This is a genomic window from Zunongwangia sp. SCSIO 43204, assembly GCF_019904275.1.
In the GTDB taxonomy this organism is placed as follows: domain Bacteria; phylum Bacteroidota; class Bacteroidia; order Flavobacteriales; family Flavobacteriaceae; genus Zunongwangia; species Zunongwangia mangrovi.
Genome location: NZ_CP063204.1, coordinates 144,431 through 168,046, shown reverse-complemented (window position 1 = coordinate 168,046; position 23,616 = coordinate 144,431). Strand labels below are relative to the sequence as shown.

Annotated in this window: 26 protein-coding genes; 11 read left to right on the top strand and 15 right to left on the bottom strand. The window is 36.3% G+C overall.

Annotated elements, in window-relative coordinates; all coding sequences use genetic code 11:
* Positions 1 to 15 precede the first annotated feature (15 nt).
* Positions 16 to 219, top strand: coding sequence for a hypothetical protein (locus tag INR75_RS00835; protein WP_223090393.1), 204 nt, complete (start codon positions 16 to 18; stop codon positions 217 to 219).
* A gap of 6 nt (positions 220 to 225) precedes the next feature.
* Here INR75_RS00835 and INR75_RS00830 read toward each other — a convergent pair whose 3' ends face one another.
* Together INR75_RS00830 and INR75_RS00825 are read right to left on the bottom strand one after the other, a co-directional pair.
* On the bottom strand, positions 226 to 861 hold the full coding sequence (locus tag INR75_RS00830; RefSeq protein ID WP_223090392.1) for a MarC family protein: 636 nt from the start codon (positions 859 to 861) through the stop codon (positions 226 to 228).
* 181 nt (positions 862 to 1,042) lie between these two features.
* Complete coding sequence (locus tag INR75_RS00825) at positions 1,043 to 1,468, bottom strand: hypothetical protein (RefSeq protein ID WP_223090391.1); 426 nt, start codon at positions 1,466 to 1,468, stop codon at positions 1,043 to 1,045.
* Between the two features lie 257 nt (positions 1,469 to 1,725).
* Between INR75_RS00825 and argS the strand changes: the two genes are divergently transcribed.
* The 3 genes from argS to INR75_RS00810 all read left to right on the top strand — a co-directional run bounded on the left by argS (position 1,726) and on the right by INR75_RS00810 (position 6,392).
* A complete protein-coding gene (gene argS / locus INR75_RS00820; protein WP_223090390.1) occupies positions 1,726 to 3,897 on the top strand; it encodes an arginine--tRNA ligase in 2,172 nt (723 codons plus the stop codon).
* A 205-nt stretch (positions 3,898 to 4,102) separates the two neighbouring features.
* Complete coding sequence (ffh, locus tag INR75_RS00815) at positions 4,103 to 5,431, top strand: signal recognition particle protein (protein WP_092543118.1); 1,329 nt, start codon at positions 4,103 to 4,105, stop codon at positions 5,429 to 5,431.
* Positions 5,432 to 5,498: 67 nt separating this feature from the next.
* Positions 5,499 to 6,392 (top strand): bifunctional 5,10-methylenetetrahydrofolate dehydrogenase/5,10-methenyltetrahydrofolate cyclohydrolase, encoded by an 894-nt coding sequence (locus tag INR75_RS00810; protein WP_084841344.1) that lies wholly within the window; start codon positions 5,499 to 5,501, stop codon positions 6,390 to 6,392.
* Positions 6,393 to 6,524: 132 nt separating this feature from the next.
* Here INR75_RS00810 and INR75_RS00805 read toward each other — a convergent pair whose 3' ends face one another.
* The 9 genes from INR75_RS00805 to rluF all read right to left on the bottom strand — a co-directional run bounded on the left by INR75_RS00805 (position 6,525) and on the right by rluF (position 13,570).
* Entirely contained in the window at positions 6,525 to 7,274 is a 750-nt protein-coding gene (locus tag INR75_RS00805) for a succinate dehydrogenase/fumarate reductase iron-sulfur subunit (protein ID WP_223090389.1), read from the bottom strand.
* Between the two features lie 41 nt (positions 7,275 to 7,315).
* Positions 7,316 to 9,241, bottom strand: a complete 1,926-nt coding sequence (locus INR75_RS00800; RefSeq protein ID WP_223090388.1) for a fumarate reductase/succinate dehydrogenase flavoprotein subunit — start codon at positions 9,239 to 9,241, stop codon at positions 7,316 to 7,318.
* Between the two features lie 3 nt (positions 9,242 to 9,244).
* Positions 9,245 to 9,913, bottom strand: coding sequence for a succinate dehydrogenase cytochrome b subunit (locus INR75_RS00795; protein ID WP_223090387.1), 669 nt, complete (start codon positions 9,911 to 9,913; stop codon positions 9,245 to 9,247).
* 11 nt (positions 9,914 to 9,924) lie between these two features.
* Complete coding sequence (locus INR75_RS00790) at positions 9,925 to 10,218, bottom strand: hypothetical protein (protein WP_223090386.1); 294 nt, start codon at positions 10,216 to 10,218, stop codon at positions 9,925 to 9,927.
* A gap of 312 nt (positions 10,219 to 10,530) precedes the next feature.
* Complete coding sequence (locus tag INR75_RS00785) at positions 10,531 to 10,938, bottom strand: YkvA family protein (RefSeq protein ID WP_245758633.1); 408 nt, start codon at positions 10,936 to 10,938, stop codon at positions 10,531 to 10,533.
* 19 nt (positions 10,939 to 10,957) lie between these two features.
* Entirely contained in the window at positions 10,958 to 11,977 is a 1,020-nt protein-coding gene (locus tag INR75_RS00780; RefSeq protein ID WP_223090385.1) for an AI-2E family transporter, read from the bottom strand.
* A gap of 39 nt (positions 11,978 to 12,016) precedes the next feature.
* Entirely contained in the window at positions 12,017 to 12,439 is a 423-nt protein-coding gene (locus INR75_RS00775) for a VOC family protein (protein ID WP_223090384.1), read from the bottom strand.
* Position 12,440: 1 nt separating this feature from the next.
* A complete protein-coding gene (locus INR75_RS00770; RefSeq protein ID WP_092543100.1) occupies positions 12,441 to 12,677 on the bottom strand; it encodes a Rho termination factor N-terminal domain-containing protein in 237 nt (78 codons plus the stop codon).
* A gap of 62 nt (positions 12,678 to 12,739) precedes the next feature.
* The gene (gene rluF / locus INR75_RS00765) at positions 12,740 to 13,570 is read right to left on the bottom strand and encodes a 23S rRNA pseudouridine(2604) synthase RluF (RefSeq protein ID WP_223090383.1); all 831 of its coding nucleotides are present in this window, start codon (positions 13,568 to 13,570) and stop codon (positions 12,740 to 12,742) included.
* Between the two features lie 225 nt (positions 13,571 to 13,795).
* Here rluF and INR75_RS00760 point away from each other — a divergent pair, with 225 nt between their 5' ends.
* The 4 genes from INR75_RS00760 (at position 13,796) to dnaG (ending at position 18,430) form a co-directional block, all read left to right on the top strand.
* Positions 13,796 to 14,356: an RNA polymerase sigma factor gene (locus tag INR75_RS00760; RefSeq protein ID WP_084841353.1), complete on the top strand. Its 561-nt coding sequence runs from the start codon at positions 13,796 to 13,798 to the stop codon at positions 14,354 to 14,356.
* Entirely contained in the window at positions 14,343 to 15,185 is an 843-nt protein-coding gene (locus INR75_RS00755) for a hypothetical protein (RefSeq protein WP_223090382.1), read from the top strand. The genes INR75_RS00760 and INR75_RS00755 overlap by 14 nt, the downstream gene beginning before the upstream one ends.
* Positions 15,186 to 15,288: 103 nt before the next feature.
* Positions 15,289 to 16,350, top strand: coding sequence for a hypothetical protein (locus INR75_RS00750; RefSeq protein ID WP_223090381.1), 1,062 nt, complete (start codon positions 15,289 to 15,291; stop codon positions 16,348 to 16,350).
* Positions 16,351 to 16,447: 97 nt separating this feature from the next.
* Positions 16,448 to 18,430: a DNA primase gene (dnaG, locus tag INR75_RS00745; RefSeq protein WP_223090380.1), complete on the top strand. Its 1,983-nt coding sequence runs from the start codon at positions 16,448 to 16,450 to the stop codon at positions 18,428 to 18,430.
* Positions 18,431 to 18,445: 15 nt separating this feature from the next.
* Here the strand turns inward: dnaG and INR75_RS00740 are convergent, their stop codons facing one another.
* Both INR75_RS00740 and nadE read right to left on the bottom strand, forming a co-directional pair.
* Positions 18,446 to 19,087 (bottom strand): response regulator transcription factor, encoded by a 642-nt coding sequence (locus INR75_RS00740; protein ID WP_092543092.1) that lies wholly within the window; start codon positions 19,085 to 19,087, stop codon positions 18,446 to 18,448.
* 100 nt (positions 19,088 to 19,187) lie between these two features.
* On the bottom strand, positions 19,188 to 19,979 hold the full coding sequence (gene nadE / locus INR75_RS00735; protein WP_223090379.1) for an NAD(+) synthase: 792 nt from the start codon (positions 19,977 to 19,979) through the stop codon (positions 19,188 to 19,190).
* Positions 19,980 to 20,088: 109 nt separating this feature from the next.
* Here nadE and gldB point away from each other — a divergent pair, with 109 nt between their 5' ends.
* The 3 genes from gldB to INR75_RS00720 all read left to right on the top strand — a co-directional run bounded on the left by gldB (position 20,089) and on the right by INR75_RS00720 (position 21,940).
* A complete protein-coding gene (gene gldB / locus INR75_RS00730) occupies positions 20,089 to 21,051 on the top strand; it encodes a gliding motility lipoprotein GldB (RefSeq protein WP_092543088.1) in 963 nt (320 codons plus the stop codon).
* The gene (gene gldC / locus INR75_RS00725) at positions 21,051 to 21,389 is read left to right on the top strand and encodes a gliding motility protein GldC (protein WP_084841360.1); all 339 of its coding nucleotides are present in this window, start codon (positions 21,051 to 21,053) and stop codon (positions 21,387 to 21,389) included. The genes gldB and gldC overlap by 1 nt, the downstream gene beginning before the upstream one ends.
* Positions 21,390 to 21,577: 188 nt before the next feature.
* Positions 21,578 to 21,940 (top strand): GTPase, encoded by a 363-nt coding sequence (locus tag INR75_RS00720; protein WP_223090378.1) that lies wholly within the window; start codon positions 21,578 to 21,580, stop codon positions 21,938 to 21,940.
* 87 nt (positions 21,941 to 22,027) lie between these two features.
* Here the strand turns inward: INR75_RS00720 and yihA are convergent, their stop codons facing one another.
* Positions 22,028 to 22,630, bottom strand: a complete 603-nt coding sequence (gene yihA, locus INR75_RS00715) for a ribosome biogenesis GTP-binding protein YihA/YsxC (RefSeq protein WP_223090377.1) — start codon at positions 22,628 to 22,630, stop codon at positions 22,028 to 22,030.
* A 10-nt stretch (positions 22,631 to 22,640) separates the two neighbouring features.
* The gene (locus INR75_RS00710) at positions 22,641 to 23,405 is read right to left on the bottom strand and encodes an alpha/beta fold hydrolase (protein WP_092543080.1); all 765 of its coding nucleotides are present in this window, start codon (positions 23,403 to 23,405) and stop codon (positions 22,641 to 22,643) included.
* Positions 23,406 to 23,616 lie beyond the last annotated feature (211 nt).

Genomic DNA, 23,616 nt, shown 5'->3' with positions numbered 1-23,616 from the left:
ATAAAACTTTATAAAATGAATAACGTCCTGAAAATCTCACTTTTAGTTATTGGGATAGGATTGGTGGGATATGGTTTATATACCTTAATTTCTCCGGAAGTTTCTTTAGAAGCCGGCCCAATTACAGTTGAAGCTCAAGGTGATCACACGCAGTCTTATGCGATGATGGGATTTGGTTTGCTGGCGCTTATTGCCGGTCTGGCTTTTGGAAAGCGTTAAACAAAATTAATTATTGCTGAAGGTAATTCCCAGTACCGTCATTACTGAAGAGCTTATATATTCTATCCCGATCGCAATTACAATAAATCCTATAATTCTTGAAATCGCATTTATTCCTGAAGCGCCCAGAAATTTCGCAATATAATGCGCACTTTTCAGCATTAAAAAAGTTGAAAGACAAACTGCGAAAATCGCTAAAATCGTGATCAGTTTTTCTGAGGTTAAACTGTAGTCCTCATACATTCCTATTAAAAGAGAAATCGAGCCCGGCCCGGCAAGCATTGGGATTGCAAGCGGGGTTAAAGAAATACCTTCACGTTGGTGCGCATCATCTTTTACTCTTTCGTTCATTCCTTTGTGTTTAGAAAACGATCCGGTAAGCAACGCAAATCCAGAAGTTACGATTATTAAGCCGCCGGCGATACGTAAAGATTCAATACTTATCCCGAAGAATTGTAAAATATATCTACCGCTAAAAAAGCAGATCGTAAGAATTACAAAAATATTAATTGCCGTTAAAAGTGAAGTCTTAGAGCGCTCTTTTGCGGTATCTTCTTTAGTTAATCCTACAAAAATAGGAATAGTGCCAAGCGGATTTATCACCGAAAACAAAGCCGCAAAAACATAGATAAATAGATCCATAATTTTTTCGGCAAATATGCGCTAAGTACGATCGCTAAGAATTAAATAAAAATTAGCCTTAGATTATCAAAAATCGATGTTTAGAGGTGCAATGTTAAGCGAGTCTCAAGAGACAATAATCAGTATACAATAAACAATAAACAATTATCAATTAGCCGTCTTAGCATTATTTCAATCTAGCTTATAGATCATCAATACGAGTAGGGGCATTATCATCTTTATAGGATATCAATTTTTTAAAGAATTTATGTACGTTTTCGTCTTTTGCTTCCACTTTGATAAAATAATGATCGCGATAGATCGAGTATTCTTCAGCTTTACCTTTGTAGATTTTGAGTTTCCAAAATGGAATCACCAATGCATAGGTTTCTAAAATAGACCGAAATCTTACAATAATTCCGTTTGGCCTAATTTCGATATTGCAGGTATTTCGGTTTTTATCTAAGATCAGCAAATTATGGATGTCTATGCTAACCGAAGTGATTATTAAACGTGGCGATCCACTACCTTTTAATTTAAATCGATCTACAAGTGTAAGTGTTTTCCCAACTTCACGATCGATCTTCTCTTTAATGTCTGGATTATTATAAGAAACATTCAGTAGCATTTTTTTCTTTTAAGATAAGAAACTTCCGGGAGTTAGTGACTATTCTGTGGTGATTGATCAAAATATAAGGATTTACAAAGCAAGCTTTAGCTTAAAGTTCAATTTCTGTTATCTTTGCAGCGTCTTTGTACACTACCTTTATTGCGATTTTGGTGTTACAGGAATGTATAAAATTTCGATATTTCTAATTGAAATGGATATTGAAATTTTCAGGCTTAAAATTTTAATCTCACTTAGTGAGTGAAAAACATGATATAATGAATATTCAGGAAATGCTAACTGCATATGTAAAAGACGCAGTGCAAAATATTTACGATGTAACTCTGGAAACGGTAGAATTTCAGCCAACAAGAAAGGATTTTGAGGGCGATATTACCGTGGTTTGTTTCCCAATGCTAAGACAGGTAAAAACCAATCCGGTAAAACTTGGCGAAGAAATAGGGAATTACCTGCAGGAACACGTAACTATTGTAAACCGTTTTAATGTGGTAAAAGGTTTCTTGAATATCGTTTTAAACGATGCCTATTACCTCGATTTTTTCAATGAGATCAAAAACGATCCTGAATTTGGTTTTGTAAAAGATGTTGAAGATGCCAGAAAGATCATGGTAGAATATTCTTCTCCAAACACCAATAAACCACTTCATCTTGGCCATATTCGTAATAATTTATTAGGATTTTCGGTTGCTGAAATCTTAGAAGCTGCAGGAAACGAAGTCTATAAAACGCAGATCATTAACGACCGCGGAATCCATATCTGTAAATCGATGCTGGCCTGGGATAAGTTTGCTGATTTAGGAAGTGATGGAAAAAAAGAAACGCCTGAAACAACCTTGGATAATAAATCAAAAAAAGGAGACCATTTAGTCGGGAAATATTATGTACGATTTGATCAAAAATATAAAAAGGAACTATTAGAAGCAGCAAGAAATGAATTAAATCATAAAATCCAAGATTATAACCAAAATGGTTCTTGGGGAGATTTATCTCAAACTTCCGAGCCTATTTTAAAAACTCTTGAAAAAGGATATGAAAAGGCTTTAAGAAGTTACATTTTGGAAGTGACTGATTTTGAAAAGTCGTACGTAGAAAATAAAGTTCATTATAGAAGTGATTTTACTTTAAATGAAAGTCATAGAGATGAAATGATAATTTTGGAGAAAAAGAAAAAATTCATCTCTTATTTAAAGGAAAATCCATTACTGAAGTTTGATTCGATCAGCGATGATCAGGACAATGAAGATTTTATTATAGCTTCAAAATTAAAGCAGATCTTACCTTCTGTTTTAAAAGAAATTGAAGAAAACCCAGAAGTAATTCGAAAAGTGAATTTGCTAAATGAAGCTAAAGAAATGCTTCGTAAATGGGAAGCTGGCGATAAAGATGTTGTAGAACTTTGGAAAACTATGAACCAATGGGTTTACGATGGTTTCGAAGAAACTTATAAGGCTCTGGGAGTAGATTTCGATAAGAATTATTACGAGAGTGACACATATCTTTTAGGAAAAGATGTGGTGAACCAAGGTTTGGAAAACGGCGTCTTTTACAGAAAAGAAGATGGTAGCGTTTGGATCGATCTAACCGATGAAGGTTTAGATGAAAAGATCGTATTGCGTAGTGATGGTACTGCGGTTTACATGACGCAGGATATTGGTACCGCAATTCAGCGAGTTGAAGATTTTGCGATTAACGGTATGGTTTACACTGTTGGTAACGAGCAGGATTATCATTTTAAAGTTTTATTCTTAATTCTGAAAAAGTTAGGTTTTGCCTGGACAGAATATTTATACCATTTAAGCTACGGAATGGTAGATCTTCCTAGCGGAAAAATGAAAAGTAGGGAAGGAACTGTGGTTGATGCCGATGATCTAATCCAGGAAATGACCGAAACTGCCAGAACAATTTCTGAAGAATTAGGAAAATTAGATGGTTTAAGTGAAGAAGAAAAAGATGAGCTTTACCGAATGATCGGTTTAGGAGCACTTAAATATTATATTTTAAAAGTAGATCCTAAAAAACGAATCTTGTTTAATCCTGAAGAATCTGTAGATTTTCAGGGAAATACTGGTCCGTTTATTCAATATACACACGCCAGAATTCAGTCGATCTTAAGAAAAGCCGATTTTGAGTACGAATCTCAGCTGGTAAGCGAGTACGAACTTCAGGATAAAGAAAAGGAGCTGATCAAGCAAATTAAGTTATATCCAGAAACTATTCAGTTAGCTGCAGAAAATCATAGTCCGGCGCTAATTGCTAATTATACTTACGATCTGGTAAAAGAATTTAATTCATTTTACCAAAATGTTTCTATTCTTGGAGCTGAAAAGGATATGGAAAGACAATTAAGAACACAACTATCTAAAGTAGTTGCTAATATCATTAAAAGTTCGTTTGGTTTATTAGGAATCCAGGTGCCTGATAGAATGTAAACGAAATATTTAAGAATAAAACCAAAAAACATGGGCTGAAATTGTACAATTTCAGCCCATGTTTTTTATAATTTTTTGAAACTTCAGCATAAAATCGATTCTTAAGCAATTAGTGAGGATAAAAAACTTTTCACTTCACTACCAAATCATTAAATTTGCAAACCCGTTATCACAATGGCGGAAATCTTAAACTACAGGAAAGCATATGTTTGATAATTTAAGTGATAAGTTAGATAATGCCTTACATGTCTTAAAGGGACATGGACAAATAACCGAAGTTAACGTTGCAGAAACGCTTAAAGAGGTACGTCGAGCCCTTGTTGATGCCGATGTTAACTATAAAATCGCTAAAGATTTTACCAAAACTGTTAAGGAAAAAGCACTAGGGCAAGACGTTTTAACAGCCTTGAAGCCAGGTCAATTAATGGTGAAGCTTGTAAAAGACGAGCTTACTCAATTGATGGGAGGAGAAGCCGCCGGAGTGAATCTTAGCGGAAATCCTTCAGTGATTTTGATGTCTGGTTTACAGGGTAGTGGTAAAACAACTTTTTCTGGTAAGTTGGCTAACTACCTTAAAAATAAAAAAACAAAGAAACCACTTTTAGTGGCCTGTGATGTTTACCGTCCTGCAGCGATCAACCAGTTGCATGTAGTAGGAGAGCAGATTGGTGTTGAGGTTTTTAGTGATGAGGGGAATCAGGATCCTGTGGCAATTTCTAAAGCTGCGATTGCACATGCTAAAGAAAATGGCCATAATGTAGTGATTATCGATACCGCTGGTCGTCTTGCTGTAGATGAAGCGATGATGACTGAAATTTCAAACATTCACACTGCCATAGAACCTCACGAGACTTTGTTCGTAGTAGATTCAATGACGGGACAGGATGCGGTAAATACAGCTAAAGCTTTTAATGATCGTTTAAATTTCGACGGAGTAATTCTAACTAAATTAGATGGTGATACTCGTGGTGGTGCGGCGATTTCAATTAAATCTGTAGTAAATAAGCCTATTAAATTTATTGGTACTGGAGAGAAAATGGACGCTATTGATGTGTTCTATCCTTCTCGTATGGCCGATAGGATCTTAGGGATGGGAGACGTTGTGTCTCTTGTAGAGCGTGCGCAGGAACAATATGATGAAGAAGAAGCGAGAAAACTTCAGAAGAAAATCGCTAAAAATGCCTTTGGTTTTGATGATTTCTTAAAGCAACTTCAGCAGATTAAAAAAATGGGATCTATGAAAGATCTTCTTGGAATGATCCCTGGAGCTGGTAAAATGCTTAAAGATGTAGATATCGACGATGATGCTTTTAAAGGTATCGAAGCGATTATCCATTCGATGACGCCAGATGAAAGAAGTACGCCAAAAATCATTAATTCTAGCAGAAAGAAGAGAATCGCAAAAGGATCTGGAACTTCTGTACAGGAAGTGAATCAGTTATTGAAGCAATTCAACCAGATGGGTAAAATGATGAAGATGATGCAGGGAGGCGGTGGCCGCCAGATGATGAATATGATGAAAGGAATGCGTTAATACGTTATATATTTTAGGCTGAACTGAAAATGTTTGGCCTTTTTTAATTATAGTTACAACTCAAGAAATGACAATTTTAGACGGTAAAAAAGTAAGTAACGATATCAAAAATGAGATCGCTGCTGAAGTTGAAAAAATGAAGCAGCGTGGTGAAAAAGTACCACATCTTGCTGCTATTATTGTTGGAAATGATGGGGCAAGTAAAACTTACGTAAATAGCAAGGTGAAAGCTTGTGAAAGAGTAGGTTTTGAGTCTTCACTTTTCAGAATGTCATCTACCATTAGCGAGATCGAACTTTTAGATAAGATCGAAGAGCTAAACCAAAATGATGATATCGATGGCTTTATCGTACAGTTGCCATTACCACCGCAAATCGATACGCAAAAAGTTTTAAATGCTGTAGATCCAGATAAAGATGTAGATGGTTTCCATCCTACTAATTTTGGGAAAATGGCACTGGATATGACAACCTTTATTCCGGCAACACCATTCGGGATTTTAGAACTTTTAGAGCGTTATGATATTCCTACTAAAGGAAAACATACTGTTGTAATTGGTAGAAGTTATATCGTAGGTCGCCCAATGAGTATTTTAATGGGAAGAAGTGGTTTCCCAGGAAACTCAACCGTAACACTTACACACGAATTCACTAAAAACATTACCCAAATCACTTCTCAGGCCGATATTATTATTATCGCAGTAGGAATTCCAGATTTCTTAAAAGGAGAAATGATCAAGGATGATGCGGTGATTATTGATGTTGGGATTACTCGTGTACCCGATGATAATGCTGAAAAAGGCTATATAATTAAAGGAGATGTAGATTTTGAAAATGTAAGTAAAAGAGCTTCATTTATCACTCCGGTTCCTGGTGGAGTAGGACCAATGACAGTTTCTATGTTGCTTAAGAATACCTTACTTGCAAGAGAACGTCACAGACAAAGAAAAGAGAGCAAATAATACGTTTGTAGTCTTAAATAATAAAACCTCACATCTTCTAAATGTGAGGTTTTTTGTTTCCTGAAGTTTATGTTCAACTTTAGTATAAAAAAAGAAGTTCAAAATATCGAAAATCGACTTATAGTTGAGTCTTTATTTTTTTACCAATAGTTTCGATTTGTTGTATTCAAAATTCATTCTGGCAATATTTAATACTGAAATGTTTTCCGGGCATTCTACCTGGCAGGCTTCTGTATTACTACAATGGCCAAAACCTTCTTTTTCCATTTGTTCTACCATTTCAGCAACACGTTTATGCGTTTCTTTCTGGCCTTGTGGTAAAAGTTCTAAATGAGTGATTTTCGCTCCTGTAAACAAAGCAGCACTAGAATTTTTGCAACTCGCAACACAAGCGCCGCAACCAATACAGGCGGCAGCATCGAATGCAGCTTCAGCTTCCTCGTAAGTAATTGGGATGCTGTTGGCTTCTGGAGCCTGTCCTGTGTCTACAGAAACAAATCCACCTGAAGTTATAATTCGGTCTAAAGAAGATCGGTCTACTTTTAAATCCCTAACGATCGGGAAAGCTTCAGCTTTAAAAGGCTCTACATAAATGGTGTCGCCATCTTTAAAAGATCGCATGTGCAACTGGCAAGTTGTGGTATTTTTCAATGGTCCATGCGCAATTCCATTAATCATAACACCGCATTGCCCGCAAATTCCCTCACGGCAATCATGATCAAATTCTACAGGTCTTTCTCCCTGTTTTACCAATTTAAGGTTTAGGGTATCCAGCATTTCCAGAAAAGACATGTCTTTATTTACATCTTCAACGGTGTAATCTTTAAAATTTCCTTTACTGAGATTATCTTTTTGGCGCCATATTTTTAAATATATTTTCATCGGAATACATTTTAATGGTTAAAATTTACAATTAGGAAGCTTTATTTGTAGCTTCTAACTGTAGGTTTTACGAATTCAAAAATTAGTGGTTCTTTATTCAAATTTGGCTTAGAAGGATTTGTGGTCCATTCCCATGCAGCCGAATAAGAGAAGTTCTCGTCATCACGTTTTGTTTCTCCATCTTCAGTTTGATATTCTTGCCTAAAATGAGCGCCACAAGATTCTTCACGTTGTAGTGCATCGATACACATTAATTCGGCTACTTCAAGATAATCTGCAACCCGGCCGGCTTTTTCCAGTTCGCTATTAACTTCAGCAGCATCCCCGGGAACGATTAAATTGGATTTGAATTCTTTTCTTAATTTCTGAATATTTTCAATCGCTTTTTCAAGACCTTCTTTAGAACGTGATAGTCCGCATTTATCGTAAAGTTCTTTTCCCAGTTCCTTGTGGAATTCTTCCGCTGTTTTAGTTCCTTTTGTAGTTAAAAAGTCTTCCAACTGTTTTCTGCAATTGGCTTCAGCAATATCAAATTCTTTATGCTGAATATCGGTTTTTGGAACTTTAATCTCACTAGCTAAATAATTAGAAAGCGTGTATGGCAAAATAAAATATCCATCAACACAAGCTTGCAAAAGTGAATTTGCTCCAAGACGATTCGCTCCGTGATCTGAAAAATTAGCTTCACCAATAGCAAAAAGTCCATTTATACTGGTCATTAATTCATAATCTACCCATAATCCGCCCATCGAAAAGTGAGCTGCAGGTGAGATCTTCATAGGTTCATCATAAGCATTGATGCCGGTGATTTTTCGGTACATATCAAAGAGATTTCCATAACGCTCTTTAATAATATTTTTTCCATATTCTTTTAAAGCACGAGAAAAATCAAGATAAACAGCATTTTTAAGTGCACCAACACCTTTACCTGCATCGATCTGCTCCTTGGCAGCTCTTGAAGCAATATCACGTGGTGCAAGATTTCCAAAAGATGGATACTTACGTTCTAAATAATAGTCACGATCTTCTTCAGGGATGTCATTAGGTTTTCGTTTTTCGTTCTGATCTTTAGGAACCCAAATACGCCCATCATTCCGAAGTGATTCAGACATCAAGGTCAGTTTAGATTGATAAGGTCCGCTTTGTGGTAAGGATGTCGGGTGAATTTGCGTCCAGCTGGGATTAGCCATAAAAGCTCCCTTTTTGTGTGCGCGCCAAATCGCAGAAGCATTACATCCCATCGCTAAAGTAGAAAGGTAGTAAATCTTTCCAAAACCACCTGTTGCCAATACCACAGCATGAGCACCATGACGCTCGATCTCTCCGGTGTCTAAATTTCTGGCAATTATACCTTTCGCTCTATTGTCTATTAAAACCAGATCCAGCATTTCGTGCCGAGCGTAGAGTTTTACTTTCTCAGTTTTTACCTGCCGCATTAGTCCCTGGTAAGCGCCCAAAAGTAATTGTTGTCCTGTTTGGCCACGGGCATAAAATGTTCGCGAAACCTGCACGCCACCGAAAGATCTATTTCTTAAGTAGCCGCCATATTCACGAGCAAACGGAACTCCCTGTGCAATAGCCTGGTCAATCAAACTAGCAGAACATTCAGCTAAGCGATAAGTGTTGGCTTCACGAGATCTAAAATCACCTCCTTTTAAGGTGTCGTAAAACATTCTGTAAACACTATCACCATCATTTTTATAATTCTTAGCAGCATTTACACCACCTTGTGCAGCAACCGAGTGTGCTCTTCTTGGAGTGTCTTGAAAACAAAAACTTTTTACCTGGTATCCCATTTCAGCAAGAGAAGCTGCAGCCGATGCTCCCGAAAGTCCGGTGCCAACTACAATAATCTCTAATTTTTTACGGTTATTTGGGTTTACCAGTTTCGCATGTTGTTTATAATTGCTCCATTTTTTTTCAAGTGGACCCTCAGGAATTTTTGTATCTAAAAAAGGCTTTTGCATAGCTTAATGATTTAGGTAGATAATGATAGGAATGATAAGATATCCCAGTGTGATAGCGATAGAGAAAATATATCCAGAAATGCGCACAAGCTTCGCGTAAAATGGATGGTAAAGGCCTAAACTTCTATGAGCACTTGCAACCCCATGCACCAGATGGAAGCCTAAGGCTAAAAAGGAAATGGAATATAAAATTATATACCAAATACTGTCGAAAGCGTTTACAACGAGCGTGTAAAGATCCTTGTTGCCGTTGGCATCCTTTGGAAGTTCTCCAAGTTTATATTGGTACCAAAAATCTTTAAAATGGATTACCAGGAAGAGAAAAATAATGATGCCTAAAAACATCATATTTCGAGATTGCCAGGTACTTGCTCTAGATCTTCGATCTCTCGAAAGTTTTTGCCCATTTGCCCTCTTCGATTTAATGCCCAGATAAATAGCATCTAAAGTGTGCAAGAGAATACAGGCGTAAAGAACATAAGAAACAAGCTTAATAACGATATTTCCTGATAAGAAGTGGCTGTATGCATTATACTGTAGCTGTGCTTGTTCCTCAGGAAGCAATAATTGAAGATTCCCTAAAAGATGTATGATTAGAAAAAAAGAAAGAAACAAACCGGTGAGCGCCATGAGATTCTTTCGGGTTAGGGCATTTTTAAAATAAATAATCATTGTTGGTTGATTTAAGTGAACATGATTGAGTACGTAGTTGTGTGCTGATTTCTAAAATAGGTTGCGATCTTATAAAGTTGATTTTGGTTGTTTTTTCTGCGGAATTTTTTAAGCAAGTGCTTAAGATAGAACATCATTTTTTTAATGGTTCTACGGAATTTTGCTGAAGCTGCAACAACATGGAAAAATGGTCTTTTACTAAGAAGTTGACTTGGTTTTAGCCAAAAAATCAGGTTAAAAGAAGAAATTATGCTGAAGCATAAAAAGACTTCTAGAGTTTCCAATTTTGCTATTAAAAGCCACATGATATGCCGAATTTAGGAGACTAAAATTCGGTATTAAAAACATTAATTTTTATGATATATATCAGAATTCTAGAAGATATAGAAATATTTCAAATGTTTGAAAATGAATTCTGAGAATGTCTGGTCTGGCAGGAGAATGTATAGTTATAAGTGAAAAAATATAAGCTGAAAATGTACAATTTGAGCCTGTTATTTTTTTCAGTATAAAAAATAGGATGCTGAAATTAAGAAGGCAAAGCTAGCCTCAAAAACCTTTGAGCTAAAATATAAGAATAGAAAAGATAAAATAAGAGTAGAGAGTGAGAAAAACTCTTAAGATTCAGTTTCTGCTAGCTTATAATCAAGGTATTTATGAATATCAGATTCAATAAAACGGATCGCAAAAGTTATGATCGCAAAATCATCGATATATCCTAAACCAGGAATAAAATCTGGAACTACATCTAAAGGATTAAGAATATATAAAAATGAAAAGGCAATAGCTGCGATGGTAAACCACGGTACATCTTTGTATATTCCTTTTCGGTAATCATTAAGCATGGCATACATTAATTTACCAATTTCAGTATATTTTTTTAGCATACCGGAATTAATGATCTTATCGGCAACTTCTTCCTGAGAATCAGCAGCTAATTCTACATCACCTTCATCTACGCTTACCACGCCTTCCTTAAAATATTCTTCGTTTACTTCTTTTTTCTTTTTGCTAAACATATTCATAATTTCAGTTCGTTTTTAGTTATAATCGGTCTTTATCATTTCCGTATTCTTTTTTATAGATCTTCAGAATCAATAAAAACAGGGAAACCAATAAAGGTCCAAAGATCAATCCTATAAATCCAAATAAAGGGACACCCACAACAACTCCAAATAAGGTGATTAGCGGATGCACACTAGCCAGTCGCTCTAGAACATAAAGCCGAATTAAATTGTCTGTAGAGCCCACAACCACAAAACCATAAATAATTATTGCTATTCCCTGCCAGTCCTGTCCACTTGCGAATAATAAGATAGCGACAGGAACAATACCAATCGCGGTTCCTATAAATGGGATCATCGATCCTATGGCGGTAATCACAAACCAAAAAAATGGGTCTGAAACTCCTAAGATCAGGTAACCAATAAGTGCGATTATTCCCTGGCAAATAGCAACAAGGGGAATCCCTAAAGCATTTGATTTTACAAGGCTATTGCTTTCTTTTGCAATGATCTTTAGGTTATCGCTGCCAATAGGAATATAAGACATTAGGCCTTCTTTCATTTTTTCTTTGCTAATAAGCATATAGTAAAGCAAAAAATACATGATACCAATGGCGATAAAAGCATTAAACGTACCACCAGCAAGACTTTGCAATCGGTTAGACGTCCAGTTTGCGATTGCCGAGGTATCTATAGATCCAGAAATATCGTAACCTACGTATTCTTCTAAATGTGTTAGCTGGCTTTTAGTGGCCTGTACTACTTTAGAAGAATTCTCTACGGCTTCAGTAATCTTAGAGCTTAGCATTAATACAATGCCGCCAATAGGAACCAATATTCCAAGAAAAGAGCCTACCATTAAAACCGTTGCGGCTAATCCTGGTTTCCAGCCTCTATTTACAAGAGCGTTCATCCATCTCACCAACAAAACGTAAAGAGCGATTGCTCCCAAAACGCCTGAAAGATAAGGGACGATTTCTTTAAAAATTAAAACCGTTAAAAATAAAATAAGCAGTAATACGAAGATTTGCCGTACTAATGCCGGTCTTAATTTGTTCATATAGATTTGGTTAGTAGTTGTTTGTAATAATTTTTGGTTTTAACTGGCAAAAAGCTGATCCATATTTTTAAAAGATTTGAATTCTAATGCATTTCCGCAGGGATCTTTAAAGAACATAGTGGCTTGTTCGCCAACCTGACCTTCAAATCGTATATAAGGTTCTATGATAAAATTGATTTCCTTAGACTCTAATAATTTAGCGAATTCCTGAAAAACTTCCCATTCTAAAACTACACCAAAATGTGGTACCGGCACCGCTTTACCATCTACCGGATTACTATGTTCACTTGCAATTTCTTCTTTTGGTTTGTAGTGAATCACTAATTGATGTCCAAAAAAATTGAAATCTACCCAATGATCACTACTTCGGCCTTCGCCACAGCCTAAAGTTTCGCCGTAAAATTTTCTACAGGATTTAAGATCGTAAACAGGTATTGCCAGGTGAAATGGTTGTACTTTCATATTAGTTATTTCTAAGTGCTTTAATAAGTTCTTTTTTCGTCATTTTAGAACGCCCTTCAATGCCTACTTTTTTAGCTTGCTCGTAAAGATCTTCTTTGGTGCGTTCTTCGTATTTTTCTGCTGTACCACCTTTTTCTCCAGAGTTTTGAGTATTGGCAATTCTGGCCGATTTCTCTTTGCTATAGCCCTGGTCTCTTAAGGCTTCGTACTGCTCCTGATTTTTTACACGTTTCGCCATCTTTTTGTACTAAAAATAGAAAGATAAACACCATTTAAATCAGGATTTTCGCTAATTCTCTGTTAAGATTTTCTGCGAGGTCGTTTCCCTTTGTAGTTGTTCTTAGGTTTAATTCCTTTAGGTTTGGTGCTTTTCTTTTCTTCGGAAAAATGAGAAGCTTCCTCGGTTTTGGATGAGGTATTTACCAAACGATCGATCTCCTTAAGCTCGGCTTCTGTGATATGTCGCCATTTTCCAATAGGAACATCTAACGGAACATTCATAATTCTAATACGCTTAAGTTTGGTGACTTCGTATCCTAAATATTCACACATTCGCCTAATTTGGCGATTAAGTCCCTGTGTTAAGATGATCCTGAATTCCTTTTCGCCGGTTTGTTCGACAAAACATTTTCTAGTTACGGTATCCAAAATGGGGACGCCATTACTCATTTTTTTAACGAAATCTGGCTGAATTGGTTTGTTAACCTTTACAATATATTCCTTTTCGTGATTGTTTCGCGCACGCAGAATTTTGTTCACGATATCGCCATCGCTGGTTAAAAAGATCAATCCTTCGCTGGGTTTATCTAAACGGCCAATAGGGAAAATACGTTCAGGATAATTAATGTAATCTATAATATTATTTTTCTCGCGTTTTGTATCTGTTGTACAAACGATACCTACGGGTTTATTAAACGCGATATACACATTTGGCTTTTCCTTTTCTTCTATGGCAATTAATTTACCATCTACCCTAACTTCGTCTCCGGTAGCTATTTTTGTTCCCATTTCAGGAACAACACCATTTATGGTTACGCGTCCCTGGTCGATAAGTTTATCTGCAGCTCTTCTGGAACAATATCCAGCTTCACTTAAAAATTTATTTATTCGAGTTAAATTCTCTTCAGCCATTATAAAATAAGTGTTTCGCAAAGATACAAGATTAAGAATTGATGCCCATATTTAAAAACTTTCAAAAAAAATTAAAACCCGGGCAACCTTTTGTAACTTTTCTGCGTCTATGTAAATAGAAGGTCTTTTGGTAAGATGGCGATCAAGAAAAACATTGATTAATCAAGAACCTAGAGTCAAGCTTAGGGAAACTTAAACCCTTATTAGGGAAATTAAAATCATCAGGTGAAAGTAATTCAACTTTTTAAAAATGAATCTCAGCTTATTAAACGTGCTGCGCAAAACAATCGCGAAGCGCAACAAAAGCTGTATGAGATTCACTCGGGTAAAATGCTAAGCGTTTGCCGGCAGTATATTAGAGATTTACACGATGCCGAAGATGTAATGTTAAGCGCCTTTTTTAAAGTTTTTACGCATTTAAAGGATTTTAAGTTCGAAGGAAGTTTTGAAGGTTGGGTTCGCAGGATTATGATTAGGGAAGCGATAAGTTTTCTTCGGAAGAAAAAGAATCTCGAATTTCAGGAAGATGAATTTAGTAATTATACAGAAAGTTCGAATAACATTGACGAGCAATTAAGCGTAGCGCATATACAGCAGCTTATCGACGATTTGCCTGAAGGTTATAAAATGGTTTTTGTGTTGTATGCGGTAGAAGGTTACAAGCATCAGGAAATTTCTAAAATGCTAAATATTACTGAAGGAACTTCTAAATCTCAGCTTTTTAAAGCGAGAAAATTATTACAGGAAAAATTAACGAATAAAGGAACAGGTTATGGCGCCAATTAAATTTGAAGATCATATAAAGGAGCAGTTGGAAGAGCGTCGTATTTCTCCGTCCGCATCGGGTTGGGAAAAACTTAATGCGCGATTAGACGAAAACGAAAATCGACAAAAATCGAATAAAAAATGGTGGTTGGGGATTGCAGCTTTACTTGTAATTGCCGTTGCTGTAGGAGGTTTTATGCTGAAGTCTGAAAACGGAACTATAGAAGAACAAATTGTAGATACACCTTCTGAAAAAACTTCAGAAGAAATCACTAAACCAGTAGAGAATTCAGGAATTCCTTCCGAAGAAAAAGATAATAATTCGGCTATTGCTGCGGAAGAAGTGAAGGAAGAAATTAAAGAAGAAACTGAAAAAACTGAGCCTGAAATTATCCAAAATCAGCTTAAAAAAGATTCAAAAAAAATAATTCCGGCGCATAATGAAATAGGTATAGCAACGATCGATGTACAAGAAGTAAAGACAGAAACTTCAGAACAAATAGTACCGAAAATCGATAAAATCAACCCTAATTTTATAAATCCTACTAAAACGGAAGAAGATTTTATTGCGCAAAACGAGAATTTGATTCAGACTAAATTAGAAGAAGTGATAAGATCTCTAGAGGCAAATAGTGAAGATTCGGTTAGCGATGCAGAGGTTAATGCTTTGTTATTGGCAGCAGCGAGCGATCTGGATCAGGATTATCAAAAAGAATTTGCCAATCCATACAGTGCTGAAGCTTTACTGGCAGAAGCCGAACACGAAATCGAGAAATCCTTTAGAGATAAGATCTTTCAATTGCTAAAAGAAGGCTATTCTAAAGCTAAAAATGCAGTCGCACTAGATTAAGTAACGCACAAATAAACCTTTAAATATCATCACCCAAAAAAGGGGTCATTCATCAATCTGTTTTAGAGCTTAAGCTTTAAGACACTAAAAACTAATACTTACTATGAAAACAATTATCATCTATTTTGCCTTCTTAATTTCATCTTTTGCTATTGGCAGTATGGAGGCGCAGGAAACTACAACCGAGAAAGAGGAGCACACAACAGATTCGATTGCTCGAGTGCAGGAAATTAAAGAGCGAAAAATAAAAATTGCAACAGAAGAGGAAAAAGCAAAGCTTAAAAAGGAAATCGAATATATTAATAAAAGCCTCGAAAATGGCTGGTGCGATGAAGAAGAAGCCGAAAAGAGAAAGAAGGAAGCTGCAAAATTAGCCGCTGAAAACATCAAAAACCGAATCGTGATTATTACGAACCAAGTTGATATGGACGAGCGTAATCGTCATGACGGGAAATATCTTGAGCTTAAACTTACCGATGGAAGATTAGGCTTAGGGATAGAGGAATCTGATGATTATAAAAGATCCCAAAAAAGAACAACGAACGATTTAGTGCTTGCCTTTGGTTTCAATAATGCCTTAGAAAGTGGTCAATCTATAAATAATTCAGATTTTAAGCTGGCAGGAAGTCGATTTTTTGAAATTGGTTGGGCGTGGACCACTAGAGTTTTCGAAAACACCAATTGGTTAAGAATGAAATACGGATTGTCTTTTCAGATAAACGGATTAAAGCTTACAGATAACCGCTATTTTGTGCAGGATGGTGATATCACAAGATTAGAAGAATTTGAGTACGATTTAGATAAATCGAAGTTCAGAATGGATAATCTTGTAGTGCCAATTCATTTTGAAATTGGTCCGTCTTCAAGAGGGGAAACAAATGGTTACAGAACTTTTTCTACAGACGATCAGATAAAAATTGGTTTTGGAGGTTATGCCGGTTTTAATATTGGTGAGCGCCAAAAGCTAAAATTTAATGATGGCGACGATCAAAAAATAAAAGATAAAAGTAGTTTTAATACTAACGAATTTGTGTATGGTTTAAGTGCATATTTAAGTTTTGGCGGTACAGCGCTTTACGCAAAATATGATCTTAACCCTATTTTTGCCAGCCCAAATACAGAGCTTAATAATTTCTCTCTAGGGCTAAGATTTGATGTAGACTAGTCACTATATAATTTGTATTTTTGCAGACCTTGTCGCCTATGCGATGAGGTCTTTTCTATTTTCTGAGAATAAGAAAACCTTCAAAAATCGTCCAAATTTGATTTCTAAAAGTACCATAGATAGTGTTTTTGAAACCGCCAGAGTAGAGGAGGTGATCCAGGATTTTGTTCAGCTTAAAAAATCGGGGACAAACTTTAAGGGATTAAGTCCGTTTACAGACGAGCGCACACCAAGTTTTATGGTCTCGCCGGTAAAACAAATTTGGAAGGATTTCTCTAGCGGAAAGGGAGGAAATGTTGTGGCCTTTTTAATGGAGCACGAACATTTTACCTATCCCGAAGCCATAAAATATCTGGCAAAAAAATATGGGATCGAAATTGAAGAAACTCAGCAAACCGATGAGCAAAAAGAGCAGGCCAATGAGCGTGAAAGTATGTATCTGGTTTCTGAATTTGCCAATAAATATTTTCAGAAGATTCTGCACAAAACCGATGCCGGCCAAGCCATTGGGTTAAGCTATTTTAAAGAACGTGGTTTTACGAATGAAACCATTAAAAAGTTTCAGCTTGGATATTGCTTAGACGAATGGGACGCTTTTACCAAAGAAGCTTTAGCTGAAGGTTACAAACTCGATTACCTGGAAAAAACCGGTTTATCCATCGTAAAGGGCGAGCGACAATTCGATCGTTTTAAAGGCAGGGTGATGTTTCCTATCCATTCGATGTCCGGTAGGGTTTTAGGTTTTGGTGGCCGAATTTTAACTTCAGATAAAAAAGCTGCAAAATATCTAAACTCGCCAGAGAGTGATATTTACCATAAAAGTAAAGTGCTGTATGGGATTTCGTATGCCAAGCAGGTCATAGCAAAAGAAGATAATTGCTATTTGGTTGAAGGTTATACAGATGTTATTCAGTTTCATCAAAGCGGGGTAGAAAATGTGGTTTCTTCTTCGGGAACAGCATTAACAAACGAGCAAATTCGGTTAATTAGCCGATTAACTAAAAATATTACAGTACTTTTTGATGGCGATGCCGCCGGAATTAGAGCTTCGCTGCGCGGAATCGATTTGATCCTGGAGCAGGGAATGAACGTAAAAGTTTGTAGTTTTCCTGAAGGTGAAGATCCAGATAGTTTTGCGCGTAAAAATACTGAAGAGGAGTTAAAAGAGTTTTTAGCTGAAAATGCGACCGATTTTATAAGTTTTAAGGCGTCTTTATTAATGAAAGATGCTAAGAACGATCCTGTGAAAAAGGCGGCGTTAATTCGGGATATGGTAAGTAGTATCGCGAAAATACCAGATACCATTCAGCAGGAAGTATACCTTCAGGAATGTTCCAGGATCATGGATATTTCAGAAGATGTGTTATTTTCTACACTGGCACAACTCACAAAAAAAGGAGCCCAGGATCAACAAAGAGCGACTAAAAAAGACCAAAAAAGCTTTCAGGTTGTAAGAGATGATCAACCAAAACAAGAACAACAAACTATACGTCGAGTAGACGAATTACATGTGCTTGAAAAAGGCATTGTAAGTGCGCTATTACTCTACGGAAATGAAAAGCGAGAGTTTGAAGAAATGTTTTTGGAAGCTGATGAATCTGGCGAACCGATCTTAAAAAGTGCGAACGTAGAACGAAAAGTTTCTCGTAAGATCTACCTGGACCTTCAGGAAGATGAGGTTGCTTTGGCCAATCCAGATTTTAGAGCGATATACGAGCACTTAATTGAATATTACAATCGGGAAGAAAAGCTGGTTATTGAGAAATTTATAAGTGAGATTCCACCGGAAAAATCAGCTATTGTGACCGATATTTTAATGGCTGAAGAGCAATACCAATTAAGTGACTGGATGCGGCAGGATATTCCCGTAAAATCGAAAGATGAGCAGATAGATCGATTGGTTTCAGAAACTATTCTAAACTTCCGTCGTCATTTATTGATGAGTAAGATAAAGGAACTGCAAGGTTCGATTACTGAGTTGAATGCAGCAGTTGATAATTCAGAAAAACTGGAGGAAATTATGGATTATATTCAGCTTCGAAAAACTATAGAGGAAAAGCTTAATAGAGTTACTAGTTAATCCAACTACACGAATTTAAACTACAGGACTTATTTGTAAAAGTCGGGATTGGGTAATAAGATCTGCAATACTATCGGCATCTAATTTTTTAAGCAATCTCGCTTTATACGTACTTACCGTTTTTTCGTTAATATTTAAAGCTTCAGCAATATCTTTATTACGCTTACCACTGCTAAGTAAATTTAGAACTTCAGTTTCACGAGAAGAAAGTTTCTTAAATCTAGAAATCTGATTTTGTCCTTTGGATATACCGCTATTTAATTTCTGAGTAATTTCTTCATTCAAATAGATACCACCGCGAGCCACCTGTTTGATCGCTTTATTTACAATTTCAGCCGAATTTGTTTTCGAAATATATCCTGCAGCACCAGCTTTAATAGCACTTAGCGCATACATTTCCTCTGGATGACAACTAAACACCAAAATCTTAATATGTGGGTATTGTTGTTTAATTTGTCGCAACGCATGAATTCCATTTAATTGCGGCAGATCGATTTCGATCATTAGCACATCTGGTCGCCTGTTTTCCAGAAATCTAAAAAGCTCGTTACCTGTGGCAGCATGGCCAATAACGTTGATAAAATCGTTAGTTTCTAAGATATACTTAATACTTTCGGCGATTACGGGGTGCTGATCGGCTATTAAAACGGTACTCATTTTAGGATATAGTTAGCTATGTTTAAAGTGTAACTCTAATCTAAAATTAAGTGATAATGCTAATAAACCTCCTGTAATCGCTGCAATTTCGATAAAACGTTTAATTTTTAAGATGAACAGGTATTTCGCATACCGGGATAGGATCCATTTTATGTGAATTCGCTGTGTTTAGTTTTAAATAGGTGGTGTAAACTTCTTTTTCTCTACCTTCAAAATCGGCTTCAGTTTTACCGGCATCCTGCATTTTCATTGCCCATTCTAATTCATCATAGCTGGCGCCAAGTTGCATTTCGTCACTTCGGCTATCACCAAATAAACCATCACTTGGTGCGGCGATCATAATGTCTTCGATCACCTCTAATTCTTTTCCTAATGCATAAACCTCACTTTTCATAAGATCTGCGATTGGGCTAAGATCTACACCGCCATCACCATATTTTGTGTAGAAACCAACGCCAAAATCTTCAACTTTATTTCCAGTACCGCCAACCAAATACTTATGCAATCCGGCGAAATAGTACAAAGTAGTCATTCTTAAACGCGCTCGAGAATTTGCTAAACTAAGGTCTACATTGGCAGAGGCCTCAACTTCTGGTAGAGCAGTTCTAAAGCTTTCGAAAACCGGCGTAAGATCTACACGTTCGCTGCTAACATTCGAAAATCGTTCTTTTAGAGAGGCGATATGTTTTTGTGCACGGCTAACGTGAGAAGGATCCTGGTGAATAGGCATTTCTAAAACCAAAACATTTAAACCTGTTTTTGCACAAAGTGTTGAAGTTACAGCTGAATCGATTCCGCCACTCACACCAACAACAAATCCGTTCATTTTGGCGTTTTTAGCGTAGTCCTTTAACCAGTTTACAATGTGATCGATTACTTTTGTGGTTTGCATAATGTTGGGTGAATTAGTTTGTAAATAATACCTTTGCACACAAATCTAATACTTAAACATTATTAATAAAAGGGCAAAAGCCAAAACCCGTGATTTTTGACAAAAGCTTATGATGAAGAGAATTTTATTTGCCTTTTTTTTATTTCTGAGTCTGATTTCGTGTGATTCTGCATCGAAAAAGGAGCAGGAAATAGCTAAAGTTGATGTAGATTTTGATATTACACGTTTTGACAGGCTTTTTGCTGAAGCTTCACCAAAAGATCTTCCGCAGTTAAAAAATGATTTTCCTTATCTATTTCCGCAGCAGTATCCCGATAGTGTTTGGATCAATAAAATGAAGGATACGATTCAGCTGGAAATTAACCGGGAAGTAGCAAAAAAGTATGCCGATTTTAGCGAATCTGAAGATGAGTTTTATTCACTTTTTCAACATGTAAAATATTATTTTCCAGAGTTTAAAGCGCCCGATGTAATTACGGTAACTTCAGAAGTAGATTATAAGAATAAAACAATTTATACCGGCGATTATCTTTTTGTGTCGCTGGATACCTATCTTGGTGAAGACCATAAATTCTATATTGGTATCGTTGAATATTTTAAGAGGAATTTTACCAAAGATCAAATTGTACCCGATGCTGCAAATAGTATTGCTGAAAAGTATGTTCCGCGAGCAAAATCCAGGACTTTTTTAGCGCAGATGATCTATTTTGGCAAGCTATTGTATTTAAAAGATATTTGGCTTCCACAGCAAACAAATTGGCGTAAAATTGGTTATACTGAATCGCAATGGCAATTTGCTGAAGATAACGAAGAAATGATCTGGCGATATTTTGTAGATAATGAGCTTATTTTTGATACAGATTCTAATTTAGCACCTCGATTTTTATACCCTGCACCATTTTCTAAATTTTATTTGTCATTAGATGCAGAAACTCCCGACAGACTGGGGCAGTATATTGGTTGGCAAATGGTAAAATCGTATATGGATAAAAACGAAGTTTCTGTAAAACAAATGTTGCAGGCAGATGCTGAAACAATTTTTAATAACGCAAATTATAAACCAAAGAAATAATGGCAGCTTATAAAAAATCTGATATAAATATTGAAGTGATCACCGATGAAAACAAGGTTCCTGAAGAAATTTATTGGAGTGCAGAAGATGGTAATATTCATAAAGAAGAGGCTAAAGCATTAATGCTTTCTGTGTGGGATAGCAAATCGCAGGAAACGCTTAGAATCGATCTTTGGACTAAGGAAATGCCGGTAGACGAGATGAAAAAATTCTTTCATCAAACCTTAGTTTCTATGAAAGAGACTTACTATCGCGCTACACAAGATGATAAAATGGCCGATACGATGGGTGACTTTTGTGATTATTTCGCAGAGAAATTAGAAATAACCAAAAAGTAATTGGTTTTCCGTTATTTGTGATATTTAATGATTTTGTCATTCCGGACCTGCCCGCCGGCGAGGCAGGCTTGATCCTCAATCTCATAGAGATTTATAAAACCATACTTTGAGGATGAGATCCTGAATCAAGTTCAGGGTAACGGTAGCTCGTTATGCATGACTCATTATGGACATTCAAAAAAGTAATTTTGCATAAGAAACTCATCTTTGTATATAATGCAAATTCGGGGACTTGGAATTCGGTTTTAGATTCGGCTCATAAGATTTTGAAACCAGAAACCTATTCCTGTAAACTTTGTGCTGTAACTCATGGTTTGGCTGGAGAAAAGAAAGTTTGGAAAAACTATCGAAAATCGTCGAATTTCGATATGGATTTTTATCATAAAGATGAGTTTCTAAATACTTTTGCTTCAAAATATTTACTGAAGTTTGATTTTCCGGCGATACTTTTTGCTGAAAATGGAGATCTACAGGTGCTAATTTCAGCAAAGGAATTTAATGAGATTTCTTCCGTAGAAAAATTGATCGAAATTATCGAAAATCGAGTTTGAATTTTAGTGGATTATTCAAGCTCAAATTACCGAAGCTTGTTCTGAAATCGCGAGATTTAATTGTAACTGATTTTAACCAGAGTTAGCTTACTCGGTAACTTCGTTGTTAAGATTGTCGATAAATTCGAGGATGTCTTCTCCGCCGGTTTTTGCAGTAGAAGATGTGACAAAAAAATGCGGCATTTGTTCCCAAAACTGAAGCATTTCCTGCTGGTAATTCTGGATGTTTTTCTCTAACTCTTTAGGCTTCAATTTATCTGCTTTGGTAAAGATCATGCAAAATGGGATCGCATGTTCGCCTAGCCATTGCATAAATTCCATGTCGATAGGCTGTGGTTTATGACGACTATCGATCAAAACAAAAGCACAAACCAATTGCTTGCGTTCTTCGAAATAATTGGTGATAAATTTCTGAAATACTCTTTTAGCAGATTTCGAAACTTTAGCATAACCATAACCCGGTAGATCGACAAGGTGCCAGTTCTTATTGATCAGGAAATGATTGATAAGCTGGGTTTTTCCTGGTTTTGCAGAGGTTTTTGCCAGACTTTTACGACCGGTAAGCATATTTATTAATGAAGATTTTCCCACATTACTACGCCCAATAAAAGCATATTCTGGTAATGGGCTGTTTGGGCATTTAGAAACTTTAGAGTTGCTAATTACAAATTCAGCAGTATTGATCTTCATCGCTATATTTTTAGAAATTTCTTTTCGTTAACCAGTCAGATAATAACTCGTTAAAAAGATCTGGATGTTCCATCATGGCAGCGTGGCCACATTTGTCTACCCAATAAAGGTCTGAATCTGGTAGAAGTCGGTGAAAATCTTCAGCAACTTCAGGCGGAGTGACATTGTCGTTCTTTCCCCAAATGATACAGGTAGGAGTAGTCATTTTTGGTAGATCCTTGGCCATATTGTGTCTAATAGCACTTTTTGCAATGGCTAAGGTTTTTACCAGTTTATTGCGATCACCAACCGTTTCATAAACATCGTCTACAATTTCTTTAGTAGCAACCGCAGGGTCGTAAAATACGTTTTGGGCTTTCTTTTTTATAAATTCGTAATCACCACGACGCGGGTAACTTTCGCCCATTGCATTTTCGTAAAGACCAGAGCTTCCTGTGATCACAAGACCTTTTACGATTTCTGGATAAAGTTTAGTTGTTAACAGTGCGATATGCCCACCTAGGGAATTTCCTAATAGAATAACTTCGTTTAAACCTTTAAAATCTACAAACTCCTTCAAATATTTAGCGAAAGTTCCAACACTTGTTTTAAGAAGGGACATAGAATAAAGCGGAAGTTCTGGGATTAAGACTTTATATCCTTTGGAAGGGAAATAATCTACTACTCCGTCAAAATTACTTAGGCCGCCCATAAGTCCGTGTAAAATAACTATCGGAGTTCCTTCGCCTATCTCTAAATATGTGAATTTTCCCTCTTTCCTTAAATTATTTTTCATTGATACCCTTTGCGGTTAGCAATCGCAAATATAGCGATTTCATTACAAGTATAATCATTTTTGCGCAATAGCAAAGTGATTACCGGTTTTGAATAATAATTCTGAAGACAATTAGAAGGTGGGAGTTTTAACACAATTTTATACGAAAAAATAAACTCTTGGAACCGAAGAGAATAGCCCTATTTAAAAGTGTTTCAGCTAAATACGGTGG